The 24,935-nt window shown below is 30.0% G+C and carries 29 protein-coding genes; 18 read left to right on the top strand and 11 right to left on the bottom strand.

The window, feature by feature from the left end; translation table 11 throughout:
• Window positions 1-393 precede the first annotated feature (393 nt).
• The 8 genes from ACI389_RS00765 (at window position 394) to ACI389_RS00730 (ending at window position 6,675) form a co-directional block, all read left to right on the top strand.
• Window positions 394-3,327, top strand: coding sequence for an FmdE family protein (locus tag ACI389_RS00765; RefSeq protein ID WP_439779657.1), 2,934 nt, complete (start codon window positions 394-396; stop codon window positions 3,325-3,327).
• 48 nt (window positions 3,328-3,375) lie between these two features.
• Window positions 3,376-3,606, top strand: a complete 231-nt coding sequence (locus ACI389_RS00760; RefSeq protein ID WP_439779656.1) for a hypothetical protein — start codon at window positions 3,376-3,378, stop codon at window positions 3,604-3,606.
• Window positions 3,581-3,916: a hypothetical protein gene (locus tag ACI389_RS00755; RefSeq protein ID WP_439779655.1), complete on the top strand. Its 336-nt coding sequence runs from the start codon at window positions 3,581-3,583 to the stop codon at window positions 3,914-3,916. The genes ACI389_RS00760 and ACI389_RS00755 overlap by 26 nt, the downstream gene beginning before the upstream one ends.
• An 11-nt stretch (window positions 3,917-3,927) precedes the next feature.
• Complete coding sequence (locus ACI389_RS00750; RefSeq protein ID WP_439779654.1) at window positions 3,928-4,227, top strand: DUF2162 family putative transporter; 300 nt, start codon at window positions 3,928-3,930, stop codon at window positions 4,225-4,227.
• 125 nt (window positions 4,228-4,352) lie between these two features.
• Entirely contained in the window at window positions 4,353-4,610 is a 258-nt protein-coding gene (locus tag ACI389_RS00745; protein ID WP_439779653.1) for a hypothetical protein, read from the top strand.
• A gap of 36 nt (window positions 4,611-4,646) precedes the next feature.
• Window positions 4,647-5,294 (top strand): MotA/TolQ/ExbB proton channel family protein, encoded by a 648-nt coding sequence (locus ACI389_RS00740; protein ID WP_439779652.1) that lies wholly within the window; start codon window positions 4,647-4,649, stop codon window positions 5,292-5,294.
• A 3-nt stretch (window positions 5,295-5,297) separates the two neighbouring features.
• The gene (locus tag ACI389_RS00735; protein WP_439779651.1) at window positions 5,298-5,636 is read left to right on the top strand and encodes a DUF2149 domain-containing protein; all 339 of its coding nucleotides are present in this window, start codon (window positions 5,298-5,300) and stop codon (window positions 5,634-5,636) included.
• Between the two features lie 70 nt (window positions 5,637-5,706).
• The gene (locus tag ACI389_RS00730) at window positions 5,707-6,675 is read left to right on the top strand and encodes a hypothetical protein (RefSeq protein ID WP_439779650.1); all 969 of its coding nucleotides are present in this window, start codon (window positions 5,707-5,709) and stop codon (window positions 6,673-6,675) included.
• On the opposite strand, the gene dusB is transcribed toward ACI389_RS00730, so the two are convergent.
• Window positions 6,634-7,641 carry a tRNA dihydrouridine synthase DusB gene (gene dusB / locus ACI389_RS00725; protein ID WP_439779649.1) on the bottom strand — a complete coding sequence of 336 codons (1,008 nt, stop codon included), beginning with the start codon at window positions 7,639-7,641 and terminating at the stop codon, window positions 6,634-6,636. The genes ACI389_RS00730 and dusB overlap by 42 nt on opposite strands.
• 135 nt (window positions 7,642-7,776) lie before the next feature.
• On the opposite strand from dusB, the gene prf1 reads away from it, so the two are divergent.
• The gene (gene prf1, locus ACI389_RS00720; protein ID WP_439779648.1) at window positions 7,777-9,021 is read left to right on the top strand and encodes a peptide chain release factor aRF-1; all 1,245 of its coding nucleotides are present in this window, start codon (window positions 7,777-7,779) and stop codon (window positions 9,019-9,021) included.
• On the opposite strand, the gene ACI389_RS00715 is transcribed toward prf1, so the two are convergent.
• Window positions 9,018-9,197 carry a hypothetical protein gene (locus ACI389_RS00715; RefSeq protein WP_439779647.1) on the bottom strand — a complete coding sequence of 60 codons (180 nt, stop codon included), beginning with the start codon at window positions 9,195-9,197 and terminating at the stop codon, window positions 9,018-9,020. The genes prf1 and ACI389_RS00715 overlap by 4 nt on opposite strands.
• Before the next feature lie 573 nt (window positions 9,198-9,770).
• Between ACI389_RS00715 and gdhA the strand changes: the two genes are divergently transcribed.
• Window positions 9,771-11,105, top strand: a complete 1,335-nt coding sequence (gene gdhA / locus ACI389_RS00710) for an NADP-specific glutamate dehydrogenase (RefSeq protein WP_439779646.1) — start codon at window positions 9,771-9,773, stop codon at window positions 11,103-11,105.
• Window positions 11,106-11,145: 40 nt separating this feature from the next.
• Here gdhA and ACI389_RS00705 read toward each other — a convergent pair whose 3' ends face one another.
• Window positions 11,146-11,622: a GNAT family N-acetyltransferase gene (locus ACI389_RS00705; protein WP_439779645.1), complete on the bottom strand. Its 477-nt coding sequence runs from the start codon at window positions 11,620-11,622 to the stop codon at window positions 11,146-11,148.
• Between the two features lie 170 nt (window positions 11,623-11,792).
• Here ACI389_RS00705 and ACI389_RS00700 point away from each other — a divergent pair, with 170 nt between their 5' ends.
• The gene (locus tag ACI389_RS00700) at window positions 11,793-12,203 is read left to right on the top strand and encodes a PaaI family thioesterase (protein ID WP_439779644.1); all 411 of its coding nucleotides are present in this window, start codon (window positions 11,793-11,795) and stop codon (window positions 12,201-12,203) included.
• Between the two features lie 339 nt (window positions 12,204-12,542).
• Here ACI389_RS00700 and ACI389_RS00695 read toward each other — a convergent pair whose 3' ends face one another.
• Window positions 12,543-13,736 (bottom strand): aspartate kinase, encoded by a 1,194-nt coding sequence (locus ACI389_RS00695; protein ID WP_439779643.1) that lies wholly within the window; start codon window positions 13,734-13,736, stop codon window positions 12,543-12,545.
• 165 nt (window positions 13,737-13,901) lie between these two features.
• Here ACI389_RS00695 and ACI389_RS00690 point away from each other — a divergent pair, with 165 nt between their 5' ends.
• From ACI389_RS00690 to ACI389_RS00680, 3 genes are all read left to right on the top strand, one after another.
• Window positions 13,902-14,420, top strand: a complete 519-nt coding sequence (locus ACI389_RS00690; RefSeq protein ID WP_439779642.1) for a nitroreductase family protein — start codon at window positions 13,902-13,904, stop codon at window positions 14,418-14,420.
• Between the two features lie 93 nt (window positions 14,421-14,513).
• Window positions 14,514-14,804 (top strand): hypothetical protein, encoded by a 291-nt coding sequence (locus ACI389_RS00685; RefSeq protein ID WP_439779641.1) that lies wholly within the window; start codon window positions 14,514-14,516, stop codon window positions 14,802-14,804.
• Window positions 14,805-15,054: 250 nt separating this feature from the next.
• Complete coding sequence (locus tag ACI389_RS00680) at window positions 15,055-15,399, top strand: hypothetical protein (RefSeq protein ID WP_439779640.1); 345 nt, start codon at window positions 15,055-15,057, stop codon at window positions 15,397-15,399.
• Window positions 15,400-15,664: 265 nt separating this feature from the next.
• On the opposite strand, the gene ACI389_RS00675 is transcribed toward ACI389_RS00680, so the two are convergent.
• The 6 genes from ACI389_RS00675 to ACI389_RS00650 form a co-directional block, all read right to left on the bottom strand.
• A complete protein-coding gene (locus tag ACI389_RS00675; protein WP_439779639.1) occupies window positions 15,665-16,273 on the bottom strand; it encodes an orotate phosphoribosyltransferase-like protein in 609 nt (202 codons plus the stop codon).
• Between the two features lie 12 nt (window positions 16,274-16,285).
• Window positions 16,286-17,239, bottom strand: coding sequence for a Gfo/Idh/MocA family oxidoreductase (locus ACI389_RS00670; protein WP_439779638.1), 954 nt, complete (start codon window positions 17,237-17,239; stop codon window positions 16,286-16,288).
• Window positions 17,240-17,253: 14 nt separating this feature from the next.
• Window positions 17,254-18,123, bottom strand: coding sequence for a hydroxymethylbilane synthase (gene hemC, locus ACI389_RS00665; protein WP_439779637.1), 870 nt, complete (start codon window positions 18,121-18,123; stop codon window positions 17,254-17,256).
• A 112-nt stretch (window positions 18,124-18,235) separates the two neighbouring features.
• Window positions 18,236-19,654, bottom strand: a complete 1,419-nt coding sequence (cfbE, locus tag ACI389_RS00660) for a coenzyme F430 synthase (RefSeq protein WP_439779636.1) — start codon at window positions 19,652-19,654, stop codon at window positions 18,236-18,238.
• A complete protein-coding gene (locus ACI389_RS00655) occupies window positions 19,654-21,507 on the bottom strand; it encodes a bifunctional NADP phosphatase/NAD kinase (RefSeq protein ID WP_439779635.1) in 1,854 nt (617 codons plus the stop codon). Before ACI389_RS00655 ends, cfbE begins: the two co-directional genes overlap by 1 nt.
• Window positions 21,508-21,512: 5 nt before the next feature.
• The gene (locus ACI389_RS00650; protein WP_439779634.1) at window positions 21,513-21,971 is read right to left on the bottom strand and encodes a pyruvoyl-dependent arginine decarboxylase; all 459 of its coding nucleotides are present in this window, start codon (window positions 21,969-21,971) and stop codon (window positions 21,513-21,515) included.
• An 83-nt stretch (window positions 21,972-22,054) separates the two neighbouring features.
• Between ACI389_RS00650 and ACI389_RS00645 the strand changes: the two genes are divergently transcribed.
• The 3 genes from ACI389_RS00645 to speB all read left to right on the top strand — a co-directional run bounded on the left by ACI389_RS00645 (window position 22,055) and on the right by speB (window position 23,860).
• Window positions 22,055-22,408, top strand: coding sequence for a hypothetical protein (locus ACI389_RS00645; protein WP_439779633.1), 354 nt, complete (start codon window positions 22,055-22,057; stop codon window positions 22,406-22,408).
• A gap of 146 nt (window positions 22,409-22,554) precedes the next feature.
• Window positions 22,555-22,953, top strand: a complete 399-nt coding sequence (locus tag ACI389_RS00640; protein WP_439779632.1) for a translation initiation factor IF-5A — start codon at window positions 22,555-22,557, stop codon at window positions 22,951-22,953.
• 40 nt (window positions 22,954-22,993) lie between these two features.
• Window positions 22,994-23,860, top strand: a complete 867-nt coding sequence (gene speB / locus ACI389_RS00635; protein WP_439779631.1) for an agmatinase — start codon at window positions 22,994-22,996, stop codon at window positions 23,858-23,860.
• 9 nt (window positions 23,861-23,869) lie between these two features.
• Here speB and ACI389_RS00630 read toward each other — a convergent pair whose 3' ends face one another.
• Window positions 23,870-24,148, bottom strand: a complete 279-nt coding sequence (locus tag ACI389_RS00630) for a winged helix DNA-binding protein (protein ID WP_439779630.1) — start codon at window positions 24,146-24,148, stop codon at window positions 23,870-23,872.
• 230 nt (window positions 24,149-24,378) lie between these two features.
• On the opposite strand from ACI389_RS00630, the gene ACI389_RS00625 reads away from it, so the two are divergent.
• Window positions 24,379-24,933 carry a hypothetical protein gene (locus ACI389_RS00625; protein ID WP_439779629.1) on the top strand — a complete coding sequence of 185 codons (555 nt, stop codon included), beginning with the start codon at window positions 24,379-24,381 and terminating at the stop codon, window positions 24,931-24,933.
• Window positions 24,934-24,935 lie beyond the last annotated feature (2 nt).

The following is a 24,935-nucleotide window of genomic DNA, read 5'->3' as shown; positions in this document are numbered from 1 at the left end:
TTACTTTTTGTATTCATAATACTATTTTAAAAATAATGGAATATATTCGTTTAAAAGGGATTATGGGACTATAAATAATTTATTCAATATGTTTTTTATATGATAAAATATTCATTTGGAGTTATATTAAATGCCTTGAGTATTACTTTTATTATTTATATTAAATAACGGCATATATTCGTTTAAAAAGGATTATGAGATTATATTTAATGTTTTTTTTATAAATTCAATAATTATTTAATTAATAAGTATTACTTTTTATATATTTTTTATAAAAATATTAATAACTACATATATATAAGTATTACTCAAAAACATAATAAAGATGTTCTACATGATGTAGGATATCTAGATTTTGGAGGTGATATTATTAAAAAACAGGTTATTTTGTTTATGTCATTAATTGCATGTTTAATGATTATGATTGGTGCTGTATCTGCAGAAAATAATGATACTGTTTCTGATTATCAAAATACATCTAATATAAATAATGATATCCCAGAAATTACTTTAACTGAGCAAGATTCACAACTAATTAAAAGTAGTTCTAATGAATTATCTTCTGGTGGGTCTAATTCAGTTTCAGTAAATGTAAAGGTTAATTATGAATATAAAAATGATGCAAATAAATTAGTTCCTGATTTTTATGTAGTATCAAATGGTAAATATCTTAATTATACTAAGATATTTGATGTAGATACTAGGAATTATATTTTAACAATAAAAAATTTTAATGGAAATAGTTTAAATATCAGTGCAATGACTGCAGGTTATGGTACTGAAACAAAAATGATTGATGCTACTATTTTGAATAATCTTATTACTTTTAATTTAAAAGCAAGTGATGCTTATAAATTAGGAGAAGAGGTAACTTCAATTGCAGATAAGAAATTAGATTTTAAAAATGCAGATGATATTCTTGTAATCACTACAGCCGGTGTTGCAAAGTATCATGGTAAAACTAGTGAAGATGCAATGGAAGCAATTGTTAATTATGGGGATATAGCTTACAGTAATGTAATAATGTTACGCCAAAGTGCTACTGATCCAGTTGACTTTGCTTTTATTATTAAAAAAGGAAATGATTTAAGAGCAATTATTTTTCAGAATGGATCTACCGAATATTCATATTTAGGCACTATTTCTGAAGATATGTCTAAAAAAGACTGGAATAAATATTTCAAAGCAATTGTTGGCGAAAATTCATGGGCTTTTGCAAGTTTGGCAAATGGTTGGAATGCTGGTGTTTCAAGAGAAATACTTCAAGAGGCTGCTTTCCATGGTCATATTTGTGAAGGTACTTTAGGAGGATATAGTATTATCCAAGCTTTATTGAAATATTATCCACCAGAACAAGAAACTAGTGTTGGAGGAGTTGGTTCTCCAGGAGATATTACTGCTTATAAAGTATTAGGTGTCCCTGGTGGATCTGATGATGATGCTGCATTATTCTTCTTAGATGATACAATAGGTAAAACTGGATATTCTGGTATGAACACCACTAACACTGGTGCTACTGAAAATATGATTGGATTTATTAAATGGAATGCAAAAACAAAAACTGGTGATTTAATCATCATGTCATTTGATTCAGCTAAACTTAAAAAACTTTTCACTAAAGAAACTGGAATCAATCCTGATGCTGGAAGTTTAGAAGAATTAAAATACTGTTCATGGTGGATTAAACAAATCAATAAAAACCCTGAAGATTTAGTAGATTTCTTATATGAATTTACAGGCTTAAATCAAGAACAATACAATTACTTGATGGGAACTACTGAAAATGTAACTTATGATGGTGAACCGGCAGAATATGGTATTGACGGACATGGTTTAGATTTAAAATATATCTTATCTTTAAACCTTCCTAAGGCTACAAGAGCAACTTCTGGTACTATTAATCATGATAAATTAACAGATGATGAAATTAAACAAATAGGTATTGATGCAGCTAATAAAGCTAAAGAAATATTCAAAGAGTTTGGTATTGAAATTAGTAGAGATAATGTTGATGTATTAGCTTTAACTGATGCAGGATATGCTTTCTTAAATGGTCAAGATACTGTAATTGCACGTGATGGTCTTTATGAAGTACTTGGAGGCACATTATATAGTCAAAATGTATTAAGTCTCCACCAAGCAGTATGGAAACCATTATGGTTTGCATTTGCTGTACGTTATCCAGATTCTGATTTAGTCAACATGATTTATTTAAGATATAATCCTGATACTAAAGATTTCTTTGTTGGTACACTTGATGGAGATAAAGTTGTTAATATTGGTTTTGAAACCTTGAATAATAGTGCTAAATTAAGAGCTATTGAAAAATCTTTTGTTCCTGATGGAAATTGGTTTAACATACAATCTCTTATAAACGCATGGAACGAACACCCATTATTTGATCAAATGGCTACTTTCTTATATCATGCACATGTATGTCCAGGTGTACAACCAGGATTCTTCATAACTGATTACATCCAACAAAATTACCCATTAGGAGAAAATGAATCGTACACTTATATTGCATCTAATATCTATTGTAAAGATGATAGTTTAACATATTTATTAGATTTATCCCCTGGTTTAGGTACTTTCCTTGTACAAAAATTACCAAGTAATGAGACACAAAATGGATTATCCCAAGGTATTCTTATTGTATGGGATGATAATCTTAAAATAGGTAGGGCTATGGTCGTAGATTTTAAAAACGGACAAATTGACACATCTAAATATGCAACTAGTGAAGCAAAACGTGCAAATACTATTAAAGGATTCATTGATATGTATAGTAATAGGCCTAATGCAGATATTATATCTAGACCTACTGTTAAAATGAATTTTGAAAAATGGATTACTGAAGAGCAGTTCAACATGTTAAAACAAGGTGCTGGTGATAATCATAATCCTATTTCTTACTTGAAAAGTTTAGATAATGTTACTAAAGAAGATTTATTAAAAGCTAGGGAAAATAATTCCAATAGCAATAATCCTAATAGTAATGTAAATGGTGATCATACTAATAGTAATTATACTAGTAATTCTAATAGTAAATCCAGTAATTCTAATAATCCAGTATCTCAGTCAACCAGTAGTTCTTCATATTCTACTAGTATAGGAACTTCTGGAGCAGTAGCTACTAATGCTCCTAGTGAAACTGATGTTGATTCAAACGACGGTCCAAGTGATGCAAAATCCTATGAAGTTTCTAAAACTCCTGCAGTAAAAACTGCTGATTCAAACAGTTTAATTTATGCATTAATTGGTGTTTTAGTAATTGGTATTATACTTGGTTTAGGATATATGAAACGTAAGGATAAAGATCAATAACTCTTTTGAGTTATTATCTTTTTTTATTTTTTTTATGATGGCGATTTTATGAATTATAAATATTTATCATTATTGATTTCAATAATTTTTTTAATATCTTTTGTTTCTACAGCTATATGTGCTCATCCAGGTCATGGTAGTGAGTATATTGAAGAGGTTCCATCTTCACAGGCACCATCAACTTCAGAAGTTCAATCTTCATCTAGTGGATCTGGTCATTCAAGTAGTCAGAGTTCTTCTTCTCAAAGTTCATATGGGGGGGTCTGGTCATTCAAGTAGTCAGAGTTCTTCTTCTCAAAGTTCATATGGGGGGTCTGGATCTTCTGGAGGTTCAAACTATGACTCTGGTGCTGATGTGTCAAGTTCATCTTCGGATTCTTCATCAGATCTAAAAGATAATAATGGTGTTGAGAAAATAAATAAAACAGATAATAATACAACTAATACTACTAATACAAATGAGTCTAATGATTTAAAAAACGAAGATAATGATTTATTTAGTGTGAATAATATAATAGTGCTCATTATTGTATTGTTTTGCGGATTTTTTATAGCGATTATTATGTATAAAATATTATTTAAAAGATGAATGGTGATACAATGGCTTTTAGTTTAGTATGGTCATTAGGTTATGTTGGTGCTATAATAGTTTTTTCAATATTCATTGGATTAATTTTTAGTTTTAATGATATTTCTAAAAAAACTTTGGCTAAATATGTTCTTGTTTCATTCATAAGTACTTCTCTAATAATCTATTTACTTGATCTATTTAAAAATCAATTAAATTCTGCAATTGGAATTTATAATTATGCTTTTCTATTTTTGATTGCATTTATCTTGATTTTCATAGGATTTTTATTATCTAAAGAAAATGATTTGAAAAATAGTTTTGAGAAGTAATTTCATTATCTTATTCATGTTTTTTATTAGTATGTTTTATAGTTATTTTATCCAAAAATGATTTATTTGGATTTGATTCTTTACAAATTAGTTTGTTTACAACAATTTTATTTAATTTGTTAGTTATGATAGTATTCTTCGTAGTTAAAAAGTTTAATTTAATTGGAAAATCTTTTAAGATATTAAGGGATTTGTATTTTATTTTTGGAGCTTATTTTTTAATGGTTTCATTGCTACTTCCAAATATTTTATCTTTGGATATGGATGCATGGAGGCCGATTAATATTGGTTCTATAAAATCTATAATTGCTTCATTTTTATTTTTAATTATTGTGGTAGTTTTAGGATTATGGTATTATAAAAGAAATACGTTATTAAAATGATTTAAAAATTAGTTAATTGGTATGTGGTGATAGTATATGGTGAGTATTCCTGGAAGTGAGTTATTAACAGCTGCTTTAAATGTTGTCTCTCAAAGTTTACAAATTCCAGTAATTATATTCTTGCTTATATTTGTGGTTTTTGCAATTTTTGCATTAGGAGGTTTAATTTCAGATTATTCAACTCGTAAAAGATTAACCCGAGAATATAAAGAAAATTTCATATTTTCTCTAGCTAATGCAAGTTCTATTGATGACCTTATAAATATGGTTAATAATTCTGAAATTTATGATAATCAAAAAGAAGTTTTATTGAAAATAATCAATGCACATTCATTATCTTCTGATTCTCGTGAAGCATGGGCTTTGAACTTAATTGAAGATGAAGAAGTTACAATGGCAAAGTCTCTTGAAAAAGTTGACATTGTTACTCGTATTGGACCTACTCTTGGTTTAATGGGTACTTTAATTCCAATGGGTCCAGGTCTTGCAGCATTGGGCAGTGGTGATGTTACAACATTAGCTACAGCAATTATTATTGCATTTGATACTACTGTTGTAGGTATAGGGTCTGGTGCGGTTGCTTTTGTTATTTCAAAAATTAGAAGAAGATGGTATGAAGAATATTCTTCTAATCTTCAGTTGTTTGTCAATGAAGTTTTAGAAAATTTAAATAAGCAGGTTTAAGTTATGATTCGAAGGCGAAAGGGGAAATTTCTAAACCAAGGCGAAGAGGATCCAATGGCAGGATCATCAAATCTTGTTGATGCTATGCTTGTTATTGCTGTTGGTTTGCTGATATTTTTAGTGATTTCATGGAATATGCAAAACGTCGTGTTCAATGAGAATATGGATGAGCAGCAAAAACAAAAAGTTAAAAATGCAATTGAAGAAGTTTCTCAAATTGATCAAGGCGAGGAATTGGAAGACAGTCCAGACATCAGTAAATCCTCTGGAAATGGATTTACTGAAATGGGTAAAGTTTATCGAGATTCAGATACTGGTAAACTAATCATGGTTGAGGGTTAATAATATTGACCTTCAACTTTGACTTTTTTTAGATAATTATATTATATTTGCAAAAGATATAATAAAATCAATGATTGAAAAAATAGAGATTACACAAAGATTTAATTTTAAACGTCTCAATCGTCATTATGAATGTTTTACTATTGATTTTTTAAATAACTCTGCATATTATAAGATTTCAGAGAGGAGTGGTGGCGATAAGTTTTTAAGTGAAAGTGATCTCTGCGATGATTCTTGGGTTGAAATTTTAACTAATTTACGTCGTAATATGACAAGCGAAATTTATCATTTTAATTTTAGACAAGTTGATAAGTTTTTGCATGATTTTGATAATCTTGAATTGTTTAAAGATTTTGAATCTGAAAATTTTTCTTATTTTGAAAAAATAGAGATGATTTATTCCTGTAATGTTATTATTTATTCAACAGATAATTATGAGGAGTATAGCTTTAAGAATAACTTTCCGCTAAACTGGATGAAATTTGGTGAAATATTAATGGAGTTATTTAATTTTGATGTTTTACAAATAGATTATCAAAAGTATATGGTCACTCCATTGTTTTATAATATCTCATCAAATGGTGTCTTCCTTGAGGGAAAGCGATTGAATCTTAAAACTATTGAATTTGGCCATTACAGGACATACCCCTATGATACTCCAAAACCAAGATTAATCATTGATTTTAATAAAAAGAGAATTGACGGATATATTGATAAGGATTTGTCAAGTAATGATGAGGAAATGATTTTAAATTTACTTGAAAAATATCATGTTTATAATTGGATTTTCAAGGAATATCACAATAAATCGAATATTAAAGATCCAGATGATCTTGATGGATATGATTGGTATTTGGAAATGGTTTTTGAAGATGGAATTATTTGGCATCTATTTGGATATAATGATTATCCTGATACTTATGTTAGTTTAGCCCGTGAAGTCGAAAAAATTACTTCTATGGATCTTTTAGAAATGAATACAATTTCAGATGAGGATTTAGTTTTGTTTGACAAGTTCTCTAAGATGTTGTTTATGTGAGGATAAGTAATCATCTAATAATTCAAATATCTCTTCTTTTGAATTCATCTTAAACAGATGAGGCTTTATGTCTGCGGTTTTGTACATTCCTTTCATATAATAAGCGGTTTGTGTTCTCATTCTAGAAATTGCTAATTTTTCAGGAAGTGTTTCTTCAAGTATGTTGATATGTCGTTTTGCCATGTTTATTTTTTCTTCAACTGAGACTTTTTTAGGTTCTATTCCATAATCTAGATAATCTACGCATTGTTTTATAAGCCAAGGGTTTCCAAGTGTAGCTCTTCCAATCATTATTGCATCACATCCAGTTTTATCAAGCATCTTTTTAGCATCATAACATGACCTGATATCTCCATTTCCGATAACTGGAATGGATACATTTTCTTTAACCTCTTTGATTATTGACCAATCAGATTCAACATCATATCTTTGATGTCTTGTACGTGGGTGGACTGTAATTGCTGATGCTCCTGCATTTTCAATTATTTTCGCCATTTCAACTGCATTAATGCTATTTTCATCCCATCCACTTCTGATTTTAGCAGTAACAGGTATTGGAATGTTGTTAACAACAGTTTCGACAATTTTTCCTGCTTTTTCAGGGTTTTTTAAAAGTGCACTTCCTGCTTTTGATTTGATGGCTACTTTTTTAACTGGACATCCCATATTGATATCGATAATGTCTGGTTTCATGTTTTCATAGATGTATTTTGAGGCAATTTTAAATGATTCTGTACCGCAGCCAAAGATTTGCTGTGAAATTGGTCTTTCCTCATCTTTCATAAATAACATTTCTTGTGTTTTAAAATTGTTATACATTATAGCTTTATCTGAAACCATTTCAGTTTCAATCAAGCCACAGCCCATGGACTTGACTATGCTTCTAAATGCATGGTCGCATATTCCTGCCATTGGAGCTAAAACTACTTGATTTTCTATCTTGACATTGCCAATTTTCCATTTCATTACATTTTTATTTCTTTTAATTATTTTTATGTTTTTTTGTTAAACTTTAAAAATAGCTATTTTTTAGATTAATTATTTATATGTAAAAAAAGATAGTTAATACTATTATACTAATTTAATTTTTATAGGGATAGCATGGCTGAAGTATCATCAAAAGAATTATATGAATTCAAAAAAACTTTAAAAGAACTATCTGGAAAAAGAGGTAGAGGTACTGAGCTTGTTTCCGTTTACATTCCACATGATAAACAATTGAGTGATGTCGGTAAGCACATGAGAGATGAGCTTGGACAAAGTGCTAACATTAAGAGTAAACAAACAAGGAAAAATGTACAATCTGCAATTGAAGTAATTTTACAAAGTATACGTTTATATAAACAACCACCTGAAAATGGTTTAGTATTATTTGTAGGAATGATTCCTAAAGGAGGTCCAGGTACTGAAAAAATGGAAAAGTATATTTTAGAGCCTCCTGAACCGATTACTACTTATTGGTATAAGTGTAACAATGAATTTTTCATTGAACCTTTAGAAGAAATCATTGAAGAAAGAGACACATATGGTCTTGCTGTGGTTGACAGAAAAGAAGCTACTATTGCTACTTTAAAAGGTAAAAAAGTTAATATTTTAACTCACCTTACCAGTGGTGTTCCAGGAAAACACAAAGCAGGGGGACAATCCCAAAGAAGGTTTGACCGTGTAATTGACCTTGCTGCTCACGAATTTAAAAAACGTATTGGGGAACACATGAACGATGACTTTTTAGATCTTAAAGATGATTTAAAAGGAATCATTGTTGGAGGACCAGGTTTCACCAAAGAGGAATTTGTCCAAGGGGATTATCTCCAATATGAAATTAAGGATAAAATTATTGCAACTGTTGATACATCATATACTGGAGAGCCAGGTATTCGTGAGGTCATTGATAAATCAGCAGATATTTTAGATAACCTAGATGTAATGCATGAGAAAAAGCAGGTTCAAAGGTTCTTAAAAGAATTGACCAAGGATAAAGGTTTATGTTCTTATGGTGAAAATCAAGTAAGAAATAATTTGATTATGGGTGCTGTTGATACCTTGCTTTTATCAGAAGACTTATCAAGTATGCGTAAGACTTTTGAATGTACAAATTGCGGAACTCAGATAGAAGCTACTGTCAAATCTCAGGCTGAAGCAGATAAATTCGATAAAAGATGTCCTAATTGTAATGATACATTTAAGGAAGTAGATTCCAAAGATCTTGCTGATGAATTTGTTGAAAAAGCAGAAGAAATGAATACTGATGTCGAATTCATTTCCACCGAAACTGAAGAAGGTATGCAACTTTTCAGAGCATTTGGTGGTATTGCTGCTGTTTTGAGATATTATGTTGAATATTAATTATAGTATTTTGGAGATTTATCCAAATTTTCTATAATGTTATTTTTCTTTTTTTCTTTTTTTATTGTATAATATTCATTTAATCCTTCTTCTTGACGAATTTTGTTAATTAATTTGAAGAATAGTTGTTTATCAACTTTATTTTCTTTATTGATTTCGCTGTATAATGAATGCATTGTTCTATTTTTTGTAAGGTAACTATTTTTTAACTCATTATATTGTGATTTTGTTATGCTAATTTTTATCACCTTCTATTGTCTACTTAATTTAAATTTTTACTTAACTTTGTAGACTATTTTATAAATTATAGTATTTAAATAAATATGTTTTTTTTAATTTGTATATAATTTTGTTTAATATTTTTTTAAATATAATTTCATATGTTCGAATTTTTGAGATATTTGATTTAAAAATTGGTGGGTTGATTTTTTTCATACTTCGGAATTTATTGGTTGGCAATTGTTTTCCGACTTTGTCCAATATTTGATTATTTTGATTGGACATTGTAGATTTTTATCTTAAAACTTATGTTCATTTAATTATTTTTATTGTTTTTTTCTGTATAATGTTTATAATTATTATTAAATTTCATATGTTTCTTTTAGAATATTTTACTAAAAATTGAATAATATTTAAATATGAGAACATCCATATAATTAACTATATTGTTAAATGTGTTGAAGATTTCAACAAAAAATTCAATTTAATAATATCATTAAAAATAATCAATTTTATTTGGAGGAATAATTTTGTCATATGTAGATGAAGTAATTGAAACTATTATTGAACAAAACCCTGGTGAAGCAGAATTCCATCAAGCTTTACGTGAAGTAATGGAAACCATCAGAGTTGTAGTTGAAGAAAACGAAGAAGAATACAGGAAAAATGCACTCCTTGAAAGGTTAGCAAACCCTGAAAGACAAATTAAATTCCGTGTCCCTTGGGTAGATGACAACGGTCAAGTACAAGTAAATACTGGATACCGTGTACAATTCAACAGTGCAATTGGACCTTACAAAGGAGGATTACGTTTCCACCCTTCTGTAAACATAGGTATTATTAAATTCTTAGGTTTTGAACAAATTTTCAAAAACTCATTAACTGGTCTTCCAATTGGTGGAGGAAAAGGTGGATCCAACTTTGATCCTAAAGGAAAATCTGATAGAGAAGTAATGGCATTTTGTCAAAGTTTCATGACTGAATTATACAGACACATTGGTGCTGACACTGATGTACCTGCTGGAGATATTGGTGTAGGTGCTCGTGAAGTAGGATTCTTATTCGGTCAATACAAAAGACTTTCCAACTCATACGAAGGAGTATTAACTGGTAAAGGATTAACCTTCGGAGGATCCCTTGCAAGAACTGAAGCTACAGGATATGGATTATTATACTTCACCAATGCAATGTTAAAAGCAAATGATATTGACATCGCTGGTAAAACCATTGCTGTATCTGGAGCTGGAAACGTAGCAATTTATGCTATTGAAAAAGCTCAACAATTAGGTGCTAAACCAGTAACCTGTTCCGATTCAACCGGTTGGATTTATGATCCTGAAGGAATAGATGTTGAATTACTCAAAGAAGTCAAAGAAGTAAGACGTGAAAGATTAACTGCATATGCTGAAGCTAGAGAAAGTGCTGAATACCATGAAGGTAAAGGTGTATGGACCATTAAATGTGATATTGCATTACCATGTGCTACTCAAAACGAATTATTATTAGAAGATGCAAAAACTTTAGTAGAAAACGGTGTACTTGCTGTTGCTGAAGGAGCAAACATGCCAACTACTATTGAAGCTACTGAATACTTACAAGAAAATGGTGTATTATTTGCACCAGGTAAAGCATCTAATGCTGGTGGAGTAGCTACTTCTGCATTAGAAATGGCTCAAAACTCTCAAAGATTATCATGGACTTTTGAAGAAGTTGATTTAAAACTTAAAAACATCATGGAAGATATCTTCGCAAATGCTGATGCTGCTGCTAGTGAATATGGTATGGATAAAAATTATGTTGCAGGGGCAAACATTGCAGGATTCAAAAAAGTTGTTGAAGCTATGAACGCACAAGGAATCGTATAGATTTCCTTGTTTTTCTTTTTTTTATTTTAAAAAATAATATTTATTTATTTACAAACTCTTTTAGAGCATCTCCTGTAAAATGGAATACATTCCAATCTTTCTCTTCAGCTCCTATGGATAGATAAAAATCAATGCTTGGTTTGTTCCATGAAAGGCAAGTCCATTCAAATCTACCGTAATTTCTATTTATCACGATTTTTCCAAGTTCTTTAAGTAGTGCTTTACCGTATCCTTTTCCACGGTATTCTGGATCGATAAATAAGTCTTCTAGATGCATATTTACATTACCGATATATGTTGAAAAGCTTAAGAAATATAATGCAAATCCAACAACTTGTTCATCTTCAAGAGCAAATAGGACTTCTGCTTGTTTTTCATCAAATATCCATTTTTCAATTGATTTGGTAGTTGCAATAACTTCATCTGATCTTTTTTCATAATCTGCAAGTTTTTTGATGTATTCTAAAATTAATTCAGAATCTTTTCTTTCAGCTATTTTAAATGTTAACTTTGGCATAATATTTCTTTTTGAAAGAAGATATATATAACTTTTTTAATAGAAATTTTATTGAAAGTTTAAACTGAAAAAATTAACTTAATAATTTTAGGTATTGTCGTTATTTTATTTTGTGCTTATTGATTTGGTGGTGCTAAGATTATTAAGGTTTGAATTAATTGGGGGATAATATGAGTAATTTTAATTCAATAGAAGAAGCAAGGGAATTTTTTTATAATGATAAGTTTGCAGTAAATACTGGAGTTACATTAGATGAATTGACTGATGATAAGGCAGTTTGCTCTTTAATGTTAAATGATGATCATAGGAATGCTTATGGTGGAGTTATGGGTGGTGTGATTTTCACATTGGCTGATTTTGCTTTTGCAGTTTTATCTAATCAAATTCATCAATTGACTGTTGCTCAGCAGGTAAGCATTAATTATTTGTCTGCTCCAAAAGGGGATAAATTAATAGCTGAGGCAATTTGTCGTAAAAGTGGAAGGACCTCTTCAATTGTTATTGTAAATATTTCAGATGATGTTGGTCGTGATGTTGCTCAGTTTGTAGGTACTGGCTTTAAACTAGAAGTTGATAAGTAAAGAGTTTAATTCTCTTTATATTTATTATTCATGTTTAATGAAATGAGAATAAAACCATTTAATTTATATTGTATAAAATTAATAATTATAAGTGGTTAATAACAAGTCGTGAATATGCCATTCGAAGTTGCCTGCCGCACTTCGAATTTTTTTTTATAAAATATTTAAACTGTTGTTAATAGCAACAGTTTGAATATTATGTATTGTTTTTTTATTGTTTTAATTGATTTTATAGGTAATTAAAAGTAGGTTAACTTTAGTTATTTAATTTTATTTATTTAAAAAAAGAATAATATTGGGTGTAGATTAAAAATATAATATAATGCATCGCTTAATCTATTAATTATTATAATTGTTGAGTAATTTGGAAACTTCATATTTGAATTCCCATTCTACAAACAATAAAATTTCTGTTTTAGTGTAATTTATCAAAACAGCATTTATGTTGTTTTCGCTTAGCATATTGGCTAGTGAAACTTCAGTAATTTCGGGAGCAGTAATACTAAACATTGCTGTGTCTTTATCACGTGAAATAGAGCTTAAACTATCATTTTTAATAACATGGTCATGATAAAGTTTGTAGGCTTTGTTAGCATCTTTACTATCAATGAAAACAGTAATTGAATTGTGATGAGGATTCATTTTAAAAAGATTAATCCCATTTTCTAAAAGAATGTTTGAGAGTGCAGACACGATTCCAACTTTGTTCAATAAGCTTTTTCCAACAATAGTTATTGATGCAACAGGATTTTCATACAAATCAATTGGTTTATAATCCTTAGGACCAGTAATATAAGTTCCTTTTGCTGTTAAATCACCTTTATTGTAATTTATAATTTTAGCAATAATATTTGGATATTTATAATCAAGTGCATTAGGATGGAGAACCTGAGCACCATGTGTTGCAAGTGTTCTCATCTCATCAACAGTAATACTTTCTAAAAGTTTTGCATCACTGATTTTTCGAGGATCGGTTGATAAGACACCATCAACATCAGTTACAATAATTACTTCTGTGGCGTTTAAGCACTCTCCAATTAAAAATGCAGTAATGTCACTTCCACCACGGCCTAAAGTTGTAATTTGGTTTTTGTATTTGCCTAAAAATCCACAAATAACTGGAACAAATCCATCATCCAATAAACTTTTTAGTTTACTAGTTTTTTCTTTTGTTTTATCAAAGTCAATTTTAGCGTCCATATAATTTGAATCAGTAATGATTGGCCATAAATCTGAATAAGGATCAATAAATATGGATTTGACTCCTAAGGATTCAAGAGTAGCTGAAAATAATCTAACACTGATTCTCTCACCCATGCCAACAATTTCTGCATGTTGTTTTTCTGTGAGGTGGTGTGTAATTGCATCTTCTGTAAGTTTTATTAAATCATCAGTTGTTTTATTAACCGCTGATACTACAACTACAATCTGATTACCTTTTTTATATTCTTTTGCTATTGATTCAGCGGCTTTTTTAATTCTTTCACCGTTTCCAACAGAAGTACCACCAAATTTTGCTACTAATAAATCCATTAAAATTCACCTAATATAATAATATTTGTATGATATTTTTATTAAGTTTTTTGATAGGATTTAGATTGGTTATTTCAAGTTTGGATTTTAACTAATTTTTTGATTAATTTATTCATTTAAATTTATTAATTAATATTTTTATATCTTAAAAACTAATTTTTAACCATGACATTAATGGATACAATGCTTAAAAGAAGAAGTACAAGAACATTTACAGATGAACCAGTTACTAAAGATGAACTTGATAAAATTTTACAAGCAGCACTTCTAGCTCCAACAAGCATGAATAGAAAGCCATGTAATTTCATGGTTGTTGAACGTAGGGAAATTTTAATGCAACTTTCACAGTGTAAAGATCATGGGGCAGAACTTATTGGAAAAGCGGATAAAGCTATTGTTGTTTTAGCTGATACAATGCTTGCAGATACATGGTGTGAGGATTCATCAATTGCTTTAATATATATGCATTTAATGGCAACTGAACTCAACCTTGGAAGTTGTTGGGTTCAAGTTCATTTAAGATTTAAGGATAAAACTCCTGCTGAGGAAGTTGTAAGAGAAATCCTAAAAGTAGATTCTCATTATAGGATTGCAGGAATTCTAGCTATTGGACACTCAGATAATATTCCAGAGCATCATACTTTAAAAGACACAGATAAAAATAAAATTCACTTTTTAGTATGAAGATTATTTACTTTATCTACTTTTAACCATTAATTAGTTACATTATATTTATATATAATTTTCTATAAATTAAAGCTTGGAGATGGATTTAAAATGCATGTTAAAGATGTTTTAGATGATTTAGATATTAGGGTTAAATTGCCTCAGCACTGGTATTCAACTGAGGTAAGTAATGAATTTGAAGATGCTGAACTTGTTAGAAATGATGAAATAATTAAAATTAAGGTGGAATGCGAAAAAGATACTAAAGTCATTATCATTGATGTTAATGATGGAATGAGTGTTGTCAGTTTACTTCCTGATAAAAAAGTCATTGGAGTTAAATACCTAGAAAATAAGGATGACTTTGAATACATTGGTAAACCATCTGAATTGTATTTTTAAATATTTTATTCAATCTCTTTTTTTTAAAATTTTTGTGATTTATCATATTTCTGTTTTTTCTTTTTTTATAATATGCAAAAACTTCATATGTCAAATCATATATATTAATTGTTACATCATTTATTTGATATATTTTATATTAAAATTATTTATATATTATATATAAAATATTATTAAAAAACTAGTCATCATTGTATGTAGATTATAGAATTTCTCATAAAATGGTTTTTAAAAAATAGTAGGTGATAATATGAATGATTACTCAATTAACTGGAGTGAAAAAGTTAAAATATTAGATGAAAATATTCGAAGAGAGATGGGAATTGAAGAGGAAAATGATGCAAAGCATATTCTTATTAAAGTCCAGACTCAATCTGCTGAAACCATCGAGCCAGCATTCATAGTAGGGGAAGATGACACATTTTTAGATTTATTTGTCTTATCTTCAAAAGGATTAGGGATTATTTCCACAGCAGTATTGAAAAACAATATTCAAAGTGTTGGGGTTATTGGAGGAGTATCTGCTGAAAAGAGAGATGAATCAGAAGTTCATAAAATACCACTGATTGATGATGTAAATTCATTGTATCAATAGTATAAGAAATGTCTTTGATATAACACATAGAAGTATGATTTTTAAAGTTAAAATATTAATAAAATATGATTTTGAACATCATGAGGTAAATTATATATGCTTGTTTCAACCAAAATCTATGGAAATATAATTTCATACTTCTCGTATAGTTTGTTTTTAAATCTAAAAAACTATATCTATGAAAAGCTATTGGTTTTTTAATAAGAAATGATATTGTGTTCTTATTTAACTTTAAGCTTTTTTTAAAATAAGAAAAAGAGTAGATTTATAATCTACTAATTTTAATTAAAGATTCAACAGGTATGCCTTCAATTTCAGAGAGTCCTGCTTTATCAATAAGCACAGTAACACAAGTTGGCTCTCCACCTAAATCTTTTACTGTATGAATTGCTTCTTTTACTGTTTTTCCACTGGTAATAACGTCGTCTACAATAACAACATTTTTACCTTCAACAGTTCCAAAGTTAGTACTTATTGCACCTTCATCATCAGTTGAGTCTATATTTTTCCTATGTTTGTTTGGGTGGAAAATAGCTATTGAAGTGTCAACTCCGGACATGTCTTCAATTAAATCAGCCATTACGGTTGCAAATGGTACTCCACTTACTGCAATACCTACAACAGTATCTGCTTCACCATGAGATAATGCCATATCACTTAATGCGCCTGAAACATAACTTAAACGAGTTGAATTTCCCCCTATACTTTTCCAATTAATAGCAAAGTCTACTGGCGCTTCAGTTTTCTCTTCTGCCTTTTGAAGAGTTAACCATCTAGCAGTATCCATACTTACATTAAGTTCGTCAGCGATTTCACCGGTTGTAAAACCGTGTTGTCTTAATTCTTGTGCTTTTGCAATTAATTTTCTTTTCACAGTATCACCTGATTATAATTCATCAAAACTAATTGGTTTGTGTTCTTTAGAGGATCTATTTGCTGCAATAACCATTTTAAGAGCGTTTAATCCGTCTTCACCAGTAATTTCTGGTTCAGCACCTGTTGCTACAGCATTTAAGAAAGATGCTAATTCACCTTTTAGAGGTTCTGCATGTTTGATTTCTATGTCTTGGGCAAATTTACCGAAAACTTCGATACTTTGTTGGATATAGTCTACAGATATGATTCCTGCAGTACCTGTAAGTTCTAGTTCTCTGCGTTTGTATGGGGTTAACCAGTTTACTTCAATTATTCCGGTTGCCTCATTATCGAAACTGACCATAATTTCAGCATGATCTTCAAAATCACAGTCGTCTAAAATACTGTTCATAGTGCCGTAAACTTGTGTGACTTCCTCTTCAAATAAATAACTTAAAATGTCCAAATCATGGATAGCTAAATCAATTGACACACCAACATCCTTAATTCTTGGTGGTAGAGGACCTACTCTTTTTGCAAATCCAGTTACAATATCTCCAATTACTCCATCATCAATAAGTTCTTTAGCTTTTTGAACTGCTGGATTGAATCTTTCAACATGTCCTGTTGCAAGTAATACTCCTGCTTCTTTAGCAGCTGCAATCATTTCTTCAGCTTCTTCTAATGTAAATGCAATTGGCTTTTCAACTAAAACATGTTTCCCATGTTTTATCGCTTCCATTACAGTAGCATGGTGGAATGTAGTTGGAACACATACACTTACTGCTTCGATTTCTGGATTTTCAAGTAATTCGGAATATTCAGTGTATCCTTTAGCCCCATATTTTTTTTCAATTTTTTTAAGTGCTTTTTCACTTACATCACTTACAGCGATTAAATTTGCTTCTTCCATTTTGTGGTAAACGCGAACGTGGTTTTCACCCATTGCACCTACACCAATAACTCCTACGTTAACAGTTCTCAAATTAATTCCTCCGTTTAAACATAATTTTGGAAATGTTCACCGATGCGTCTGCCAAGTTCAATAGCATCTCTAATGGAACCTTTCTTTGTTTCCTCTTCGAGGATTTCTCCTTCTTTGGTTAATAAAATTGAATACAGTTTAAATTCTTTATTATTTACATGAGCAATAGCTCCAATAGGCCATTGACAGCCAACACCAAGTTCTTCTAAAATCATTTTTTCAGCAAGTACTTCCTGCATTGAAATATAATCGTTTATCTTTTGAATAATTCCTTTTTTATCAAAGTCTTTTCTAGTTATGATTGCAAGTGCTCCCTGACCTGCAGGAGGAGTAATATAATCAATTGGAAATACTTCTTTAATGTATTTTGTAAGATTTAATCTCTTAAGACCTGCTTCGGCCATTATTGTTGCATCTAAATTACTATTGAGTGCTTTGCTGATTCTAGTCTCAATATTTCCTCTGATAGGTTCAAGTTCAAATTCTTTTTCATAATGATTACAGAATGCTTCTCTTCTGAGACTACTTGTTCCAAGTTTAGATCCTGGCCCTAGTTCTGCCCAAGTTTTTGAAGAGATGAGTACTTCATTTGGAGATTCACGTTTGGGAACTGCAACAATTTCTAAATCTTCATTTAGTTCAGTTGGTAAATCTTTAAAACTGTGAACGGTAAAATCCACTTCTTCTTCTAAAAGAGCAATATCAAGTTCTTTTGTAAATAAACCTTTTGAGTCCATATTATATAATTGGGAAGTGGTAATTTTGTCTCCTTTGGTCTTAATAATTTCTAAATCAATTGCTTCACCAGTTATTTTCTCTAACCAAGCACATACTTGTTTAGTTTGAGCTAACGCTAATTGACTTCCTCTTGTTCCAACAATCATTTATTATCTCCAAATTTTTAAAATTAATTGTATAATTTTATGTTATTACATTGTTAATTTTTGAATGTAATAATTATTAAATGTTTATACAAATATCTGATTAAGGTTAAATTCATCTTTGTTTTAATTTTCTATAATCTGAACGATAAATAAAAAGAAGATTTTTATTACTTTTTAATGCAATATTATAAATTTCATGGTAATCTTTAATTAATTTGCATTTCTTAGACATTTTTTTATAAATTGAACCTCCCACATCTCCAGTTAAAATAATATCACAATTCAGATTGTTAAGAAATTCACTAACCTTTTTCTCGTTAATTTCCTCACAGGTTATTCCATAATCTCCCCCAATGGCAATCAGATAATCATCAAAATCACTTATCATGTTTATTGATTCTTCAATTGCTTTGGTATTGATTCCGGGATTGATTTCTTCAATTAATGTAATATGTCCGATTTGTCTTTTATTTGTCCGTCCGGGAATTCCTTTGTAGTTTTGAATTCTATTAATAATATAATCTTCTGGAATCTCCAAGCTTAATGCAGTCAGTATTGCTCCTAAAAAATTGCTTACATTATGTTTTCCTGGTGCAAAAGCATTCAAGGAAAGTTTGCCTGAAATCACATTATCATTTACAGTTTTAACATTATTATAAATGATGTCAATTTTAGTTTTATCTAATGTGTATGTGACATCAGTTAAATATAAATTTGAATTTTCATCAGTTAAGGAAAATGTGTTGACTTTATCGTGTGTAACATCATAGTAATAAGTGTCATATGCCTCTTTTTGACAGACCACTGTATTGCATCTGAATACTTGCTTTTTGGCTTTACTTGCACTGCTTTTTGTTTTTGCAATCGGATAGTCCTCAGCAATATTCAGTAATACTCCAACGTCTCCGATGCCACTTACTCCAAGTGATGATTCGAAAATAGCAGAATCATATTTCCTCAGATTTTTACTTTCAACAATGCCGTCAGCAATTTTACAAATAGGATTAGCTATTTTATATGCAAGATCAATTGTCTCTTTAATATTTGCAGGAGCTATTGAAATATTACTTTTTAGGAGAATTTTTTTTCCATCTTCAAAAAGCATAGCTCCAAGACTTGATAAAATTAAAGGATTTTTATCGGCCAGAATCTCTTTAAGCATGAAAACGGTAGATGTCTTACCTTTAACTCCTGTTACTTCGATTTTTGGAATATCATTTCCCCAATCTCTTAAAAGCTCACAGATAATTTCATGGTGTGTTTGAAAAGTATAATTCAAATCAGGATTGTGCATGGTGATGTCTTTAAAGCTTAGTGGCATATGGATAGGGTAGATTATATTCATATCTCCCAGGAATCCCGCAAGATCACTTAACTGTATTAAATCCACATTGTAGATACTCAGCATTTTAGCATCAATGTCGTTTAATGTGTTGTAAATGTCATATGCAAGCACATTTTTTCCTTCTTTTGCAAGGGTAATTGCAATTTTGACTCCACCATGGGTCATATCAATAACAAGATAATTCATTATTTGCACCTTGAATTTTTGGGGATTCCTCCTTCACTTAATTTGTCCTTAACCTTTTCATAGAAATATTTAGTTGAAGTACGGATGAAGTAAGCATTTTTATCTGATTTTTTAAATTTTATTTCCTCTTCATAATCTGCTTCTTCATTGATTTGACCATCAATAACAAATACTGCAGTTTTACCTTTTTTAAGTAATTTTACGGTAATTTCACTGCTGTCTGATACTACGAAAGGTCTTGCTCCAAGTTTATAAGGGCAAATTGGGATGATTATGAATCCTGCAACTTTAGGATCAACGATTGGTCCTCCTGCAGACATTGCATAAGCTGTTGATCCGCTTGGTGTTGAAATAATCAGTCCATCAGCTCTTACCTCTTCAATTATTTCTCCATCAACCTTTATTTCGAAATGCATCATCTTTGCAGGTTTATTTGTCATTATGACTACTTCATTCATTACATTATACTGGTGATTTTCATGGGAAACCACAAGCCTGCTTCTTTTTTCTTTATAATAATCCCCTTTTAAAATAGAATTCAATGCTTCAAATGTGTGTGAAGTTTCTATTTCAGTCAGAAACCCTACTGTCCCCATGTTAATTCCGAATAAGGGGATTTCAGGATTCAATTTTCCCTGTGCTCTTAGTAGTGTTCCATCTCCTCCAAGAATCACAGCCATATCACAGTCAAAGTCAGATTCCTTTTTGGATAATTGTTTAAAATTGATTTTTAAATTGAGATCTTCAAAGAAATCAGCAAGTTCAGGATAATTTTTTTTAATTTCACTTATTATTTTATCTATTTCAGGATCTTCTTTTAGTTTACTTAATTCGTGAGCTAATCTTTCTTCAATTACAACTTCACGGCCATTTGTTAATAAGTAGTCTATGATTTTTGCAGCAAATAGGATTGCTCTTGTTTGATCTATCCTAGACATTATACCCACTTTTCCGATGAAATCTGTTTGGTTGTCATTTAAAATATCAATCATCTGTTTATGGAGTATATTGTTGTTTGCAGCTACAACAACCGTTTTTTCATAGATGCTTAATATGTTGTTGAGTTCTTGACCGTACTTATTTGTAATAATACATCCTGCTTCTTCAAGAATCAGTTTTGATGCTGCAATATCTATTATTCTGCTTCCTCTAAGGTCGATAAATGCATCATATCTTCCGCTGGCAACGTATGACAGTTCTAAAACTACACTTCCAAGAACTCTCATACGGCGAGCGTTATCAACCAGTTTAGATGCTTGTGATGTGCCACTTTTGGTAAACCCTCCAAGTGTCATGTTACTGATGTTTATGATGTCGCTGGGGGAGACATTTTCATTATTTAATAAAGCCCCTTTACCTTTTTCAGCTTCAAAGAAGTTACCATTAGCAAAATTACTTATGAAACCAAGTTCAACATCATTTAAAGTTGCAAGACGTCCTTGATTAACACTAGCAATAGCTATTGAAATTCCGAAAGCAGGAATTTCCTTAATTGCATTGTTGGTTCCGTCAACTGGATCAACTAAAAATATAAATTTTGGGGTTTCATCTTCTGTTAAGTCTGTACGTCTGAGTTCATCAGTAAGTTTGATACTTCTTTTAGTTCCACGTCCGAGTTTCAACTCTCCGATTTCTTCACTGACAATATAAGATAGGACAGGAGCATTTTTTAAGATATTTATCATTTTATCTTCAGCAATTGTGTCAATCAATGATGTGGGTGTTCCGTCAGCACCAATTTTAACTTTTTCTCCGGATTCCGGTTTTCCTACATACGGTCTAATGGCTCTTGAAACTTCACGGATAATTTCGTATGCTAAATCAGTTGCAATCTGTTTGTCTTTTGCATCCATATTCATCACTCTATTATTCCATCTTTTAAATAAACGACTGATGCAACGACTGATGCGATTTCACGGACAGTTGTTGTAGATGATTCAATGATTAAATCTTTTAGTTCAACATCCCGTTTTTCCATCATGTAGTTGACCATCATTTTTGCATTTTCAATAAGGTCATTCGGATTTTCGTTAACTCCTGTTGTTTCCACAACGCATCCCAATTCTTCACCAATGGCTACTGCAACAACGGCAGTTATTTTATCACCAGGGTTATCTGAGGTTATTTCAGATAATACACAGTTTACCATGGCACCTGCTTTGAGTTTTGGCAACTCATTAATCTCAGCATTGCCTGCAAGCATACTGGATACTTTGATTAAGTTTACATCACCGATTCCTGCATTGGTTAGGGCATTGTCGAATGCATTTAATTTACTTGGACCTTCATCCTTTCCAGATACAATGGCTATTTTCATTTTATCACTTATTCTTAAATTTGTATGTTATATTAAATAAATATTTAAATGATAAAAAGGTAATTAAAATTTAGGTGTACCTAATGATTTTTAATAAGTCTTTATCAATAATTCTGTCAGCATGTTTTTTCATGCTACTTATGATGATTGTCTCGTTAGTTGTTGTTTTATTTTTCAATGGAGGATCTGTTCCATATATCGGTATTGTTTTCGTTATAGTTTTTTATTATATGGCTAGAATGTTCTACAATTATCTGAGAAACGATGAACTATATAAAAATAACAAGACTCATTCCAGTGATGCTCCGGGTGAAGAATATATGATTAAAGGCCCAAGAGATAATAAAAAGATTTTTCTTGTTGTTTGGGTTATTATTCTTTTGATTTTAGCAGCTATTTCTTTATGGTTGTATTCATTTAATAAGGGATTAATCTAATTTTTTTTAAAAAAAATTTTAATCCATAAATTAGCTTAATTTAGCGAATAGTTTATATAAAATGGAAAAGATAGTTTATTTTAATCTAATAATATTCCTTATTATATAGATTAAAAACCGGTTTTTATTTATGGAGGAAAAATTATATGTCAACAAAAGTTGTAGAGATTAAAACATTAAAAGTTGGAAAGTATATTGTTTTAGGTGGAGAAGCTTGTAAGATTATCAGTTATACTACTTCATCTCCTGGTAAACACGGAGCTGCAAAAGCAAGGATTGAAGCAGTTGGTGTTTTCGATAACCAAAAAAGAAGTTTAGTTAAACCAGTAGATAACAAAGTAGATATTCCTATTATCGATAAAAGATTAGGACAAGTTATTTCTATTCAAGGATCTAATGTTCAATTAATGGACATGGAAAACTATGATACTATTGATTTACCAATGCCTGAAGATTTAAAAGATTCTATCGTTGAAGGTATTGAAGTAGAGTACATTGTTGCTTTAGGAAATATGAAAATAATGAGGACAAGAGGATCTAACTAGATTCTTTTCCCTTATTTATTTTTCCTTTTAAAGATTTGTTATGCTTTTAAATACATATGAACCGTGGAAATTTGCATTTTCTAGTGAAAATGGAAATATTAAAGAAAATTCATTTGGGATAATCGGAGTTCCCTTTGACAGTACTACTTCTTATCACTCCGGTGCACGATTAGGACCAATTGTTGTAAGAGAAGCTTCATTTGGTTTTGAAAAATATAATGCTATTTTTAATAAAGAGTTAAATGCTGTTTTTTATGATTTCGGAGATGTTAATGTAATTCCTGGAAACTGTGAGGAAACATGTAGAATCATTGAAGATACAGTTAATGAATTATTTGACTTGAAAATTAAACCGATAATAATCGGCGGAGAACATTCGGCATCAATTGGAGCTATTAATGCACTATCCGAAAAATATGAAAGATTAACAGTAATACACTTGGATGCTCACAGAGACCTTGCATTTGATTTCATTGGTGAGAAATTCTCTCATGCAACTGTCATGAGAAGAGCTCATGAACTGGGGGTTAACTTAGTTCAAATTGGAATCAGATCATCTTCTAAAGATGAAGAGGACTTTGTAAAATCAACCTATAATATTCAGACATTTAAAAACAAGGATGTTCACAAACACATGGATGCAATTGAATATTACTTGACAAACATTGATGGTCCGATTTATATTTCAATAGACATGGATGTAATTGATCCGGCCATTGCTCCCAGTGTTGGAAATCCAACCCCCGGAGGTTTGTTTATCTCTGAAATGGAAACATTACTTAAAACATTATCACATAAAAATGTGGTGGGCTTTGATGTCGTTGAAACTGCAAGTGATAGGCTGGGAGATAATACTGCAGTGGTTGCAGCTAAACTGATTTATGATTTTTTAACATTAATTGACTAATTCTAAAAATTAGTCGTTATAATCGTGTTCTATTTTATCAAGGTAATATTTACCTTTCTCGGTGATGGTGTAAAATCTATATCGTTTATCTTCTTCATTAAGACATTCTACTAATTCCGCTTCTTTTAATGTCTTTAAGTATTTGGAAACATGATTGCTGTTATCATCAATATCTTTACTAATTTTTGATGGTATTTTATTTTCTTTTTCTAGAGATTTTAGAACTTTAAACCTCTTTTTAGAACGTGCTAATAAAGAAATAATGCTCATATCATCTTTTTTATTCATATTTTGAATTTTAATTTTAGCTATCTAATAGATATCTATATGATATTAGCATGCTAATAGCAATGTTTATATTATGTGTTCAATATAATTTAATAATGGAAAATATTAAGGTTATAATTTTTCAATAAAATCTATTTTATTCTTTATGGGAATATTATGAAAAATTGAATAAGTTTGGCCTTGAAATTAAATGGTTTTATAAATTCGTTTAGATTTAAATAGGTGATAAAATGTTGGTGCGTAATTTAGATTTTCTATCTATCCCAAAAGAATTTTCAAAAGTAGAAATTGATATTTATGATAATAAATCAATTGCTTTAGTTTATGTTGAACACAAAGGATATTCATTAGTTTTAAAAAATAATGATGAAATTGACTCTGTATTTTTACTTAAGACAGATATTCTCCCAAATAATGTTAATGATCACTTGGATAGAGAAGACTTCATTAATGTAATTAAAATGTTGTTAAACAAAATTTACAGCATTGCAGATATAAAAGAATATGAGAAACAACACCCAGAACATGTTTTTTTAAGATTAATGGACATGTTGAATGAGGGAAATGAAGTAGAAAATATTAATGAAGAAAATTCTCAAACATATAAAGACATTGAGAAAGGATTCATGAAATTAGAATTAGATATTATGAATAACAAAATTAATGCTTTAAATAGTTCTGTTTCGGAGGTTTCAAATAATTTGGATTCTACTGTTAAAGACATAGAAGAAAAAGCTTGGGGAAATAAAATTAAAAAAACGTTAGAACAAAATAATTGGGGTTAAAT

Origin of the sequence: Methanobrevibacter sp., from assembly GCF_051877095.1 — an archaeon.
Lineage (GTDB): Archaea > Methanobacteriota > Methanobacteria > Methanobacteriales > Methanobacteriaceae > Methanocatella.
The sequence above is the reverse complement of the archived record's forward strand: the minus strand, read 5'-3'. Positions and strand labels throughout refer to the sequence as shown.

Coding starts and splice junctions, on each gene's coding strand:
- ACI389_RS00765 (WP_439779657.1), top strand. CDS start 394: ATGTCATTAATTGCATGTTTAATGATTATGATTGGTGCTGTATCTGCA.
- ACI389_RS00760 (WP_439779656.1), top strand. CDS start 3,376: ATGAATTATAAATATTTATCATTATTGATTTCAATAATTTTTTTAATA.
- ACI389_RS00755 (WP_439779655.1), top strand. CDS start 3,581: ATGGGGGGGTCTGGTCATTCAAGTAGTCAGAGTTCTTCTTCTCAAAGT.
- ACI389_RS00750 (WP_439779654.1), top strand. CDS start 3,928: ATGGCTTTTAGTTTAGTATGGTCATTAGGTTATGTTGGTGCTATAATA.
- ACI389_RS00745 (WP_439779653.1), top strand. CDS start 4,353: ATGATAGTATTCTTCGTAGTTAAAAAGTTTAATTTAATTGGAAAATCT.
- ACI389_RS00740 (WP_439779652.1), top strand. CDS start 4,647: ATGGTGAGTATTCCTGGAAGTGAGTTATTAACAGCTGCTTTAAATGTT.
- ACI389_RS00735 (WP_439779651.1), top strand. CDS start 5,298: ATGATTCGAAGGCGAAAGGGGAAATTTCTAAACCAAGGCGAAGAGGAT.
- ACI389_RS00730 (WP_439779650.1), top strand. CDS start 5,707: ATGATTGAAAAAATAGAGATTACACAAAGATTTAATTTTAAACGTCTC.
- dusB (WP_439779649.1), bottom strand. CDS start 7,641: ATGAAATGGAAAATTGGCAATGTCAAGATAGAAAATCAAGTAGTTTTA.
- prf1 (WP_439779648.1), top strand. CDS start 7,777: ATGGCTGAAGTATCATCAAAAGAATTATATGAATTCAAAAAAACTTTA.
- ACI389_RS00715 (WP_439779647.1), bottom strand. CDS start 9,197: ATGCATTCATTATACAGCGAAATCAATAAAGAAAATAAAGTTGATAAA.
- ACI389_RS00705 (WP_439779645.1), bottom strand. CDS start 11,622: ATGCCAAAGTTAACATTTAAAATAGCTGAAAGAAAAGATTCTGAATTA.
- ACI389_RS00700 (WP_439779644.1), top strand. CDS start 11,793: ATGAGTAATTTTAATTCAATAGAAGAAGCAAGGGAATTTTTTTATAAT.
- ACI389_RS00695 (WP_439779643.1), bottom strand. CDS start 13,736: ATGGATTTATTAGTAGCAAAATTTGGTGGTACTTCTGTTGGAAACGGT.
- ACI389_RS00690 (WP_439779642.1), top strand. CDS start 13,902: ATGACATTAATGGATACAATGCTTAAAAGAAGAAGTACAAGAACATTT.
- ACI389_RS00685 (WP_439779641.1), top strand. CDS start 14,514: ATGCATGTTAAAGATGTTTTAGATGATTTAGATATTAGGGTTAAATTG.
- ACI389_RS00680 (WP_439779640.1), top strand. CDS start 15,055: ATGAATGATTACTCAATTAACTGGAGTGAAAAAGTTAAAATATTAGAT.
- hemC (WP_439779637.1), bottom strand. CDS start 18,123: ATGATTGTTGGAACAAGAGGAAGTCAATTAGCGTTAGCTCAAACTAAA.
- cfbE (WP_439779636.1), bottom strand. CDS start 19,654: ATGAATTATCTTGTTATTGATATGACCCATGGTGGAGTCAAAATTGCA.
- ACI389_RS00655 (WP_439779635.1), bottom strand. CDS start 21,507: ATGGATGCAAAAGACAAACAGATTGCAACTGATTTAGCATACGAAATT.
- ACI389_RS00650 (WP_439779634.1), bottom strand. CDS start 21,971: ATGAAAATAGCCATTGTATCTGGAAAGGATGAAGGTCCAAGTAAATTA.
- ACI389_RS00645 (WP_439779633.1), top strand. CDS start 22,055: ATGATTTTTAATAAGTCTTTATCAATAATTCTGTCAGCATGTTTTTTC.
- ACI389_RS00640 (WP_439779632.1), top strand. CDS start 22,555: ATGTCAACAAAAGTTGTAGAGATTAAAACATTAAAAGTTGGAAAGTAT.
- speB (WP_439779631.1), top strand. CDS start 22,994: ATGCTTTTAAATACATATGAACCGTGGAAATTTGCATTTTCTAGTGAA.
- ACI389_RS00630 (WP_439779630.1), bottom strand. CDS start 24,148: ATGAATAAAAAAGATGATATGAGCATTATTTCTTTATTAGCACGTTCT.
- ACI389_RS00625 (WP_439779629.1), top strand. CDS start 24,379: ATGTTGGTGCGTAATTTAGATTTTCTATCTATCCCAAAAGAATTTTCA.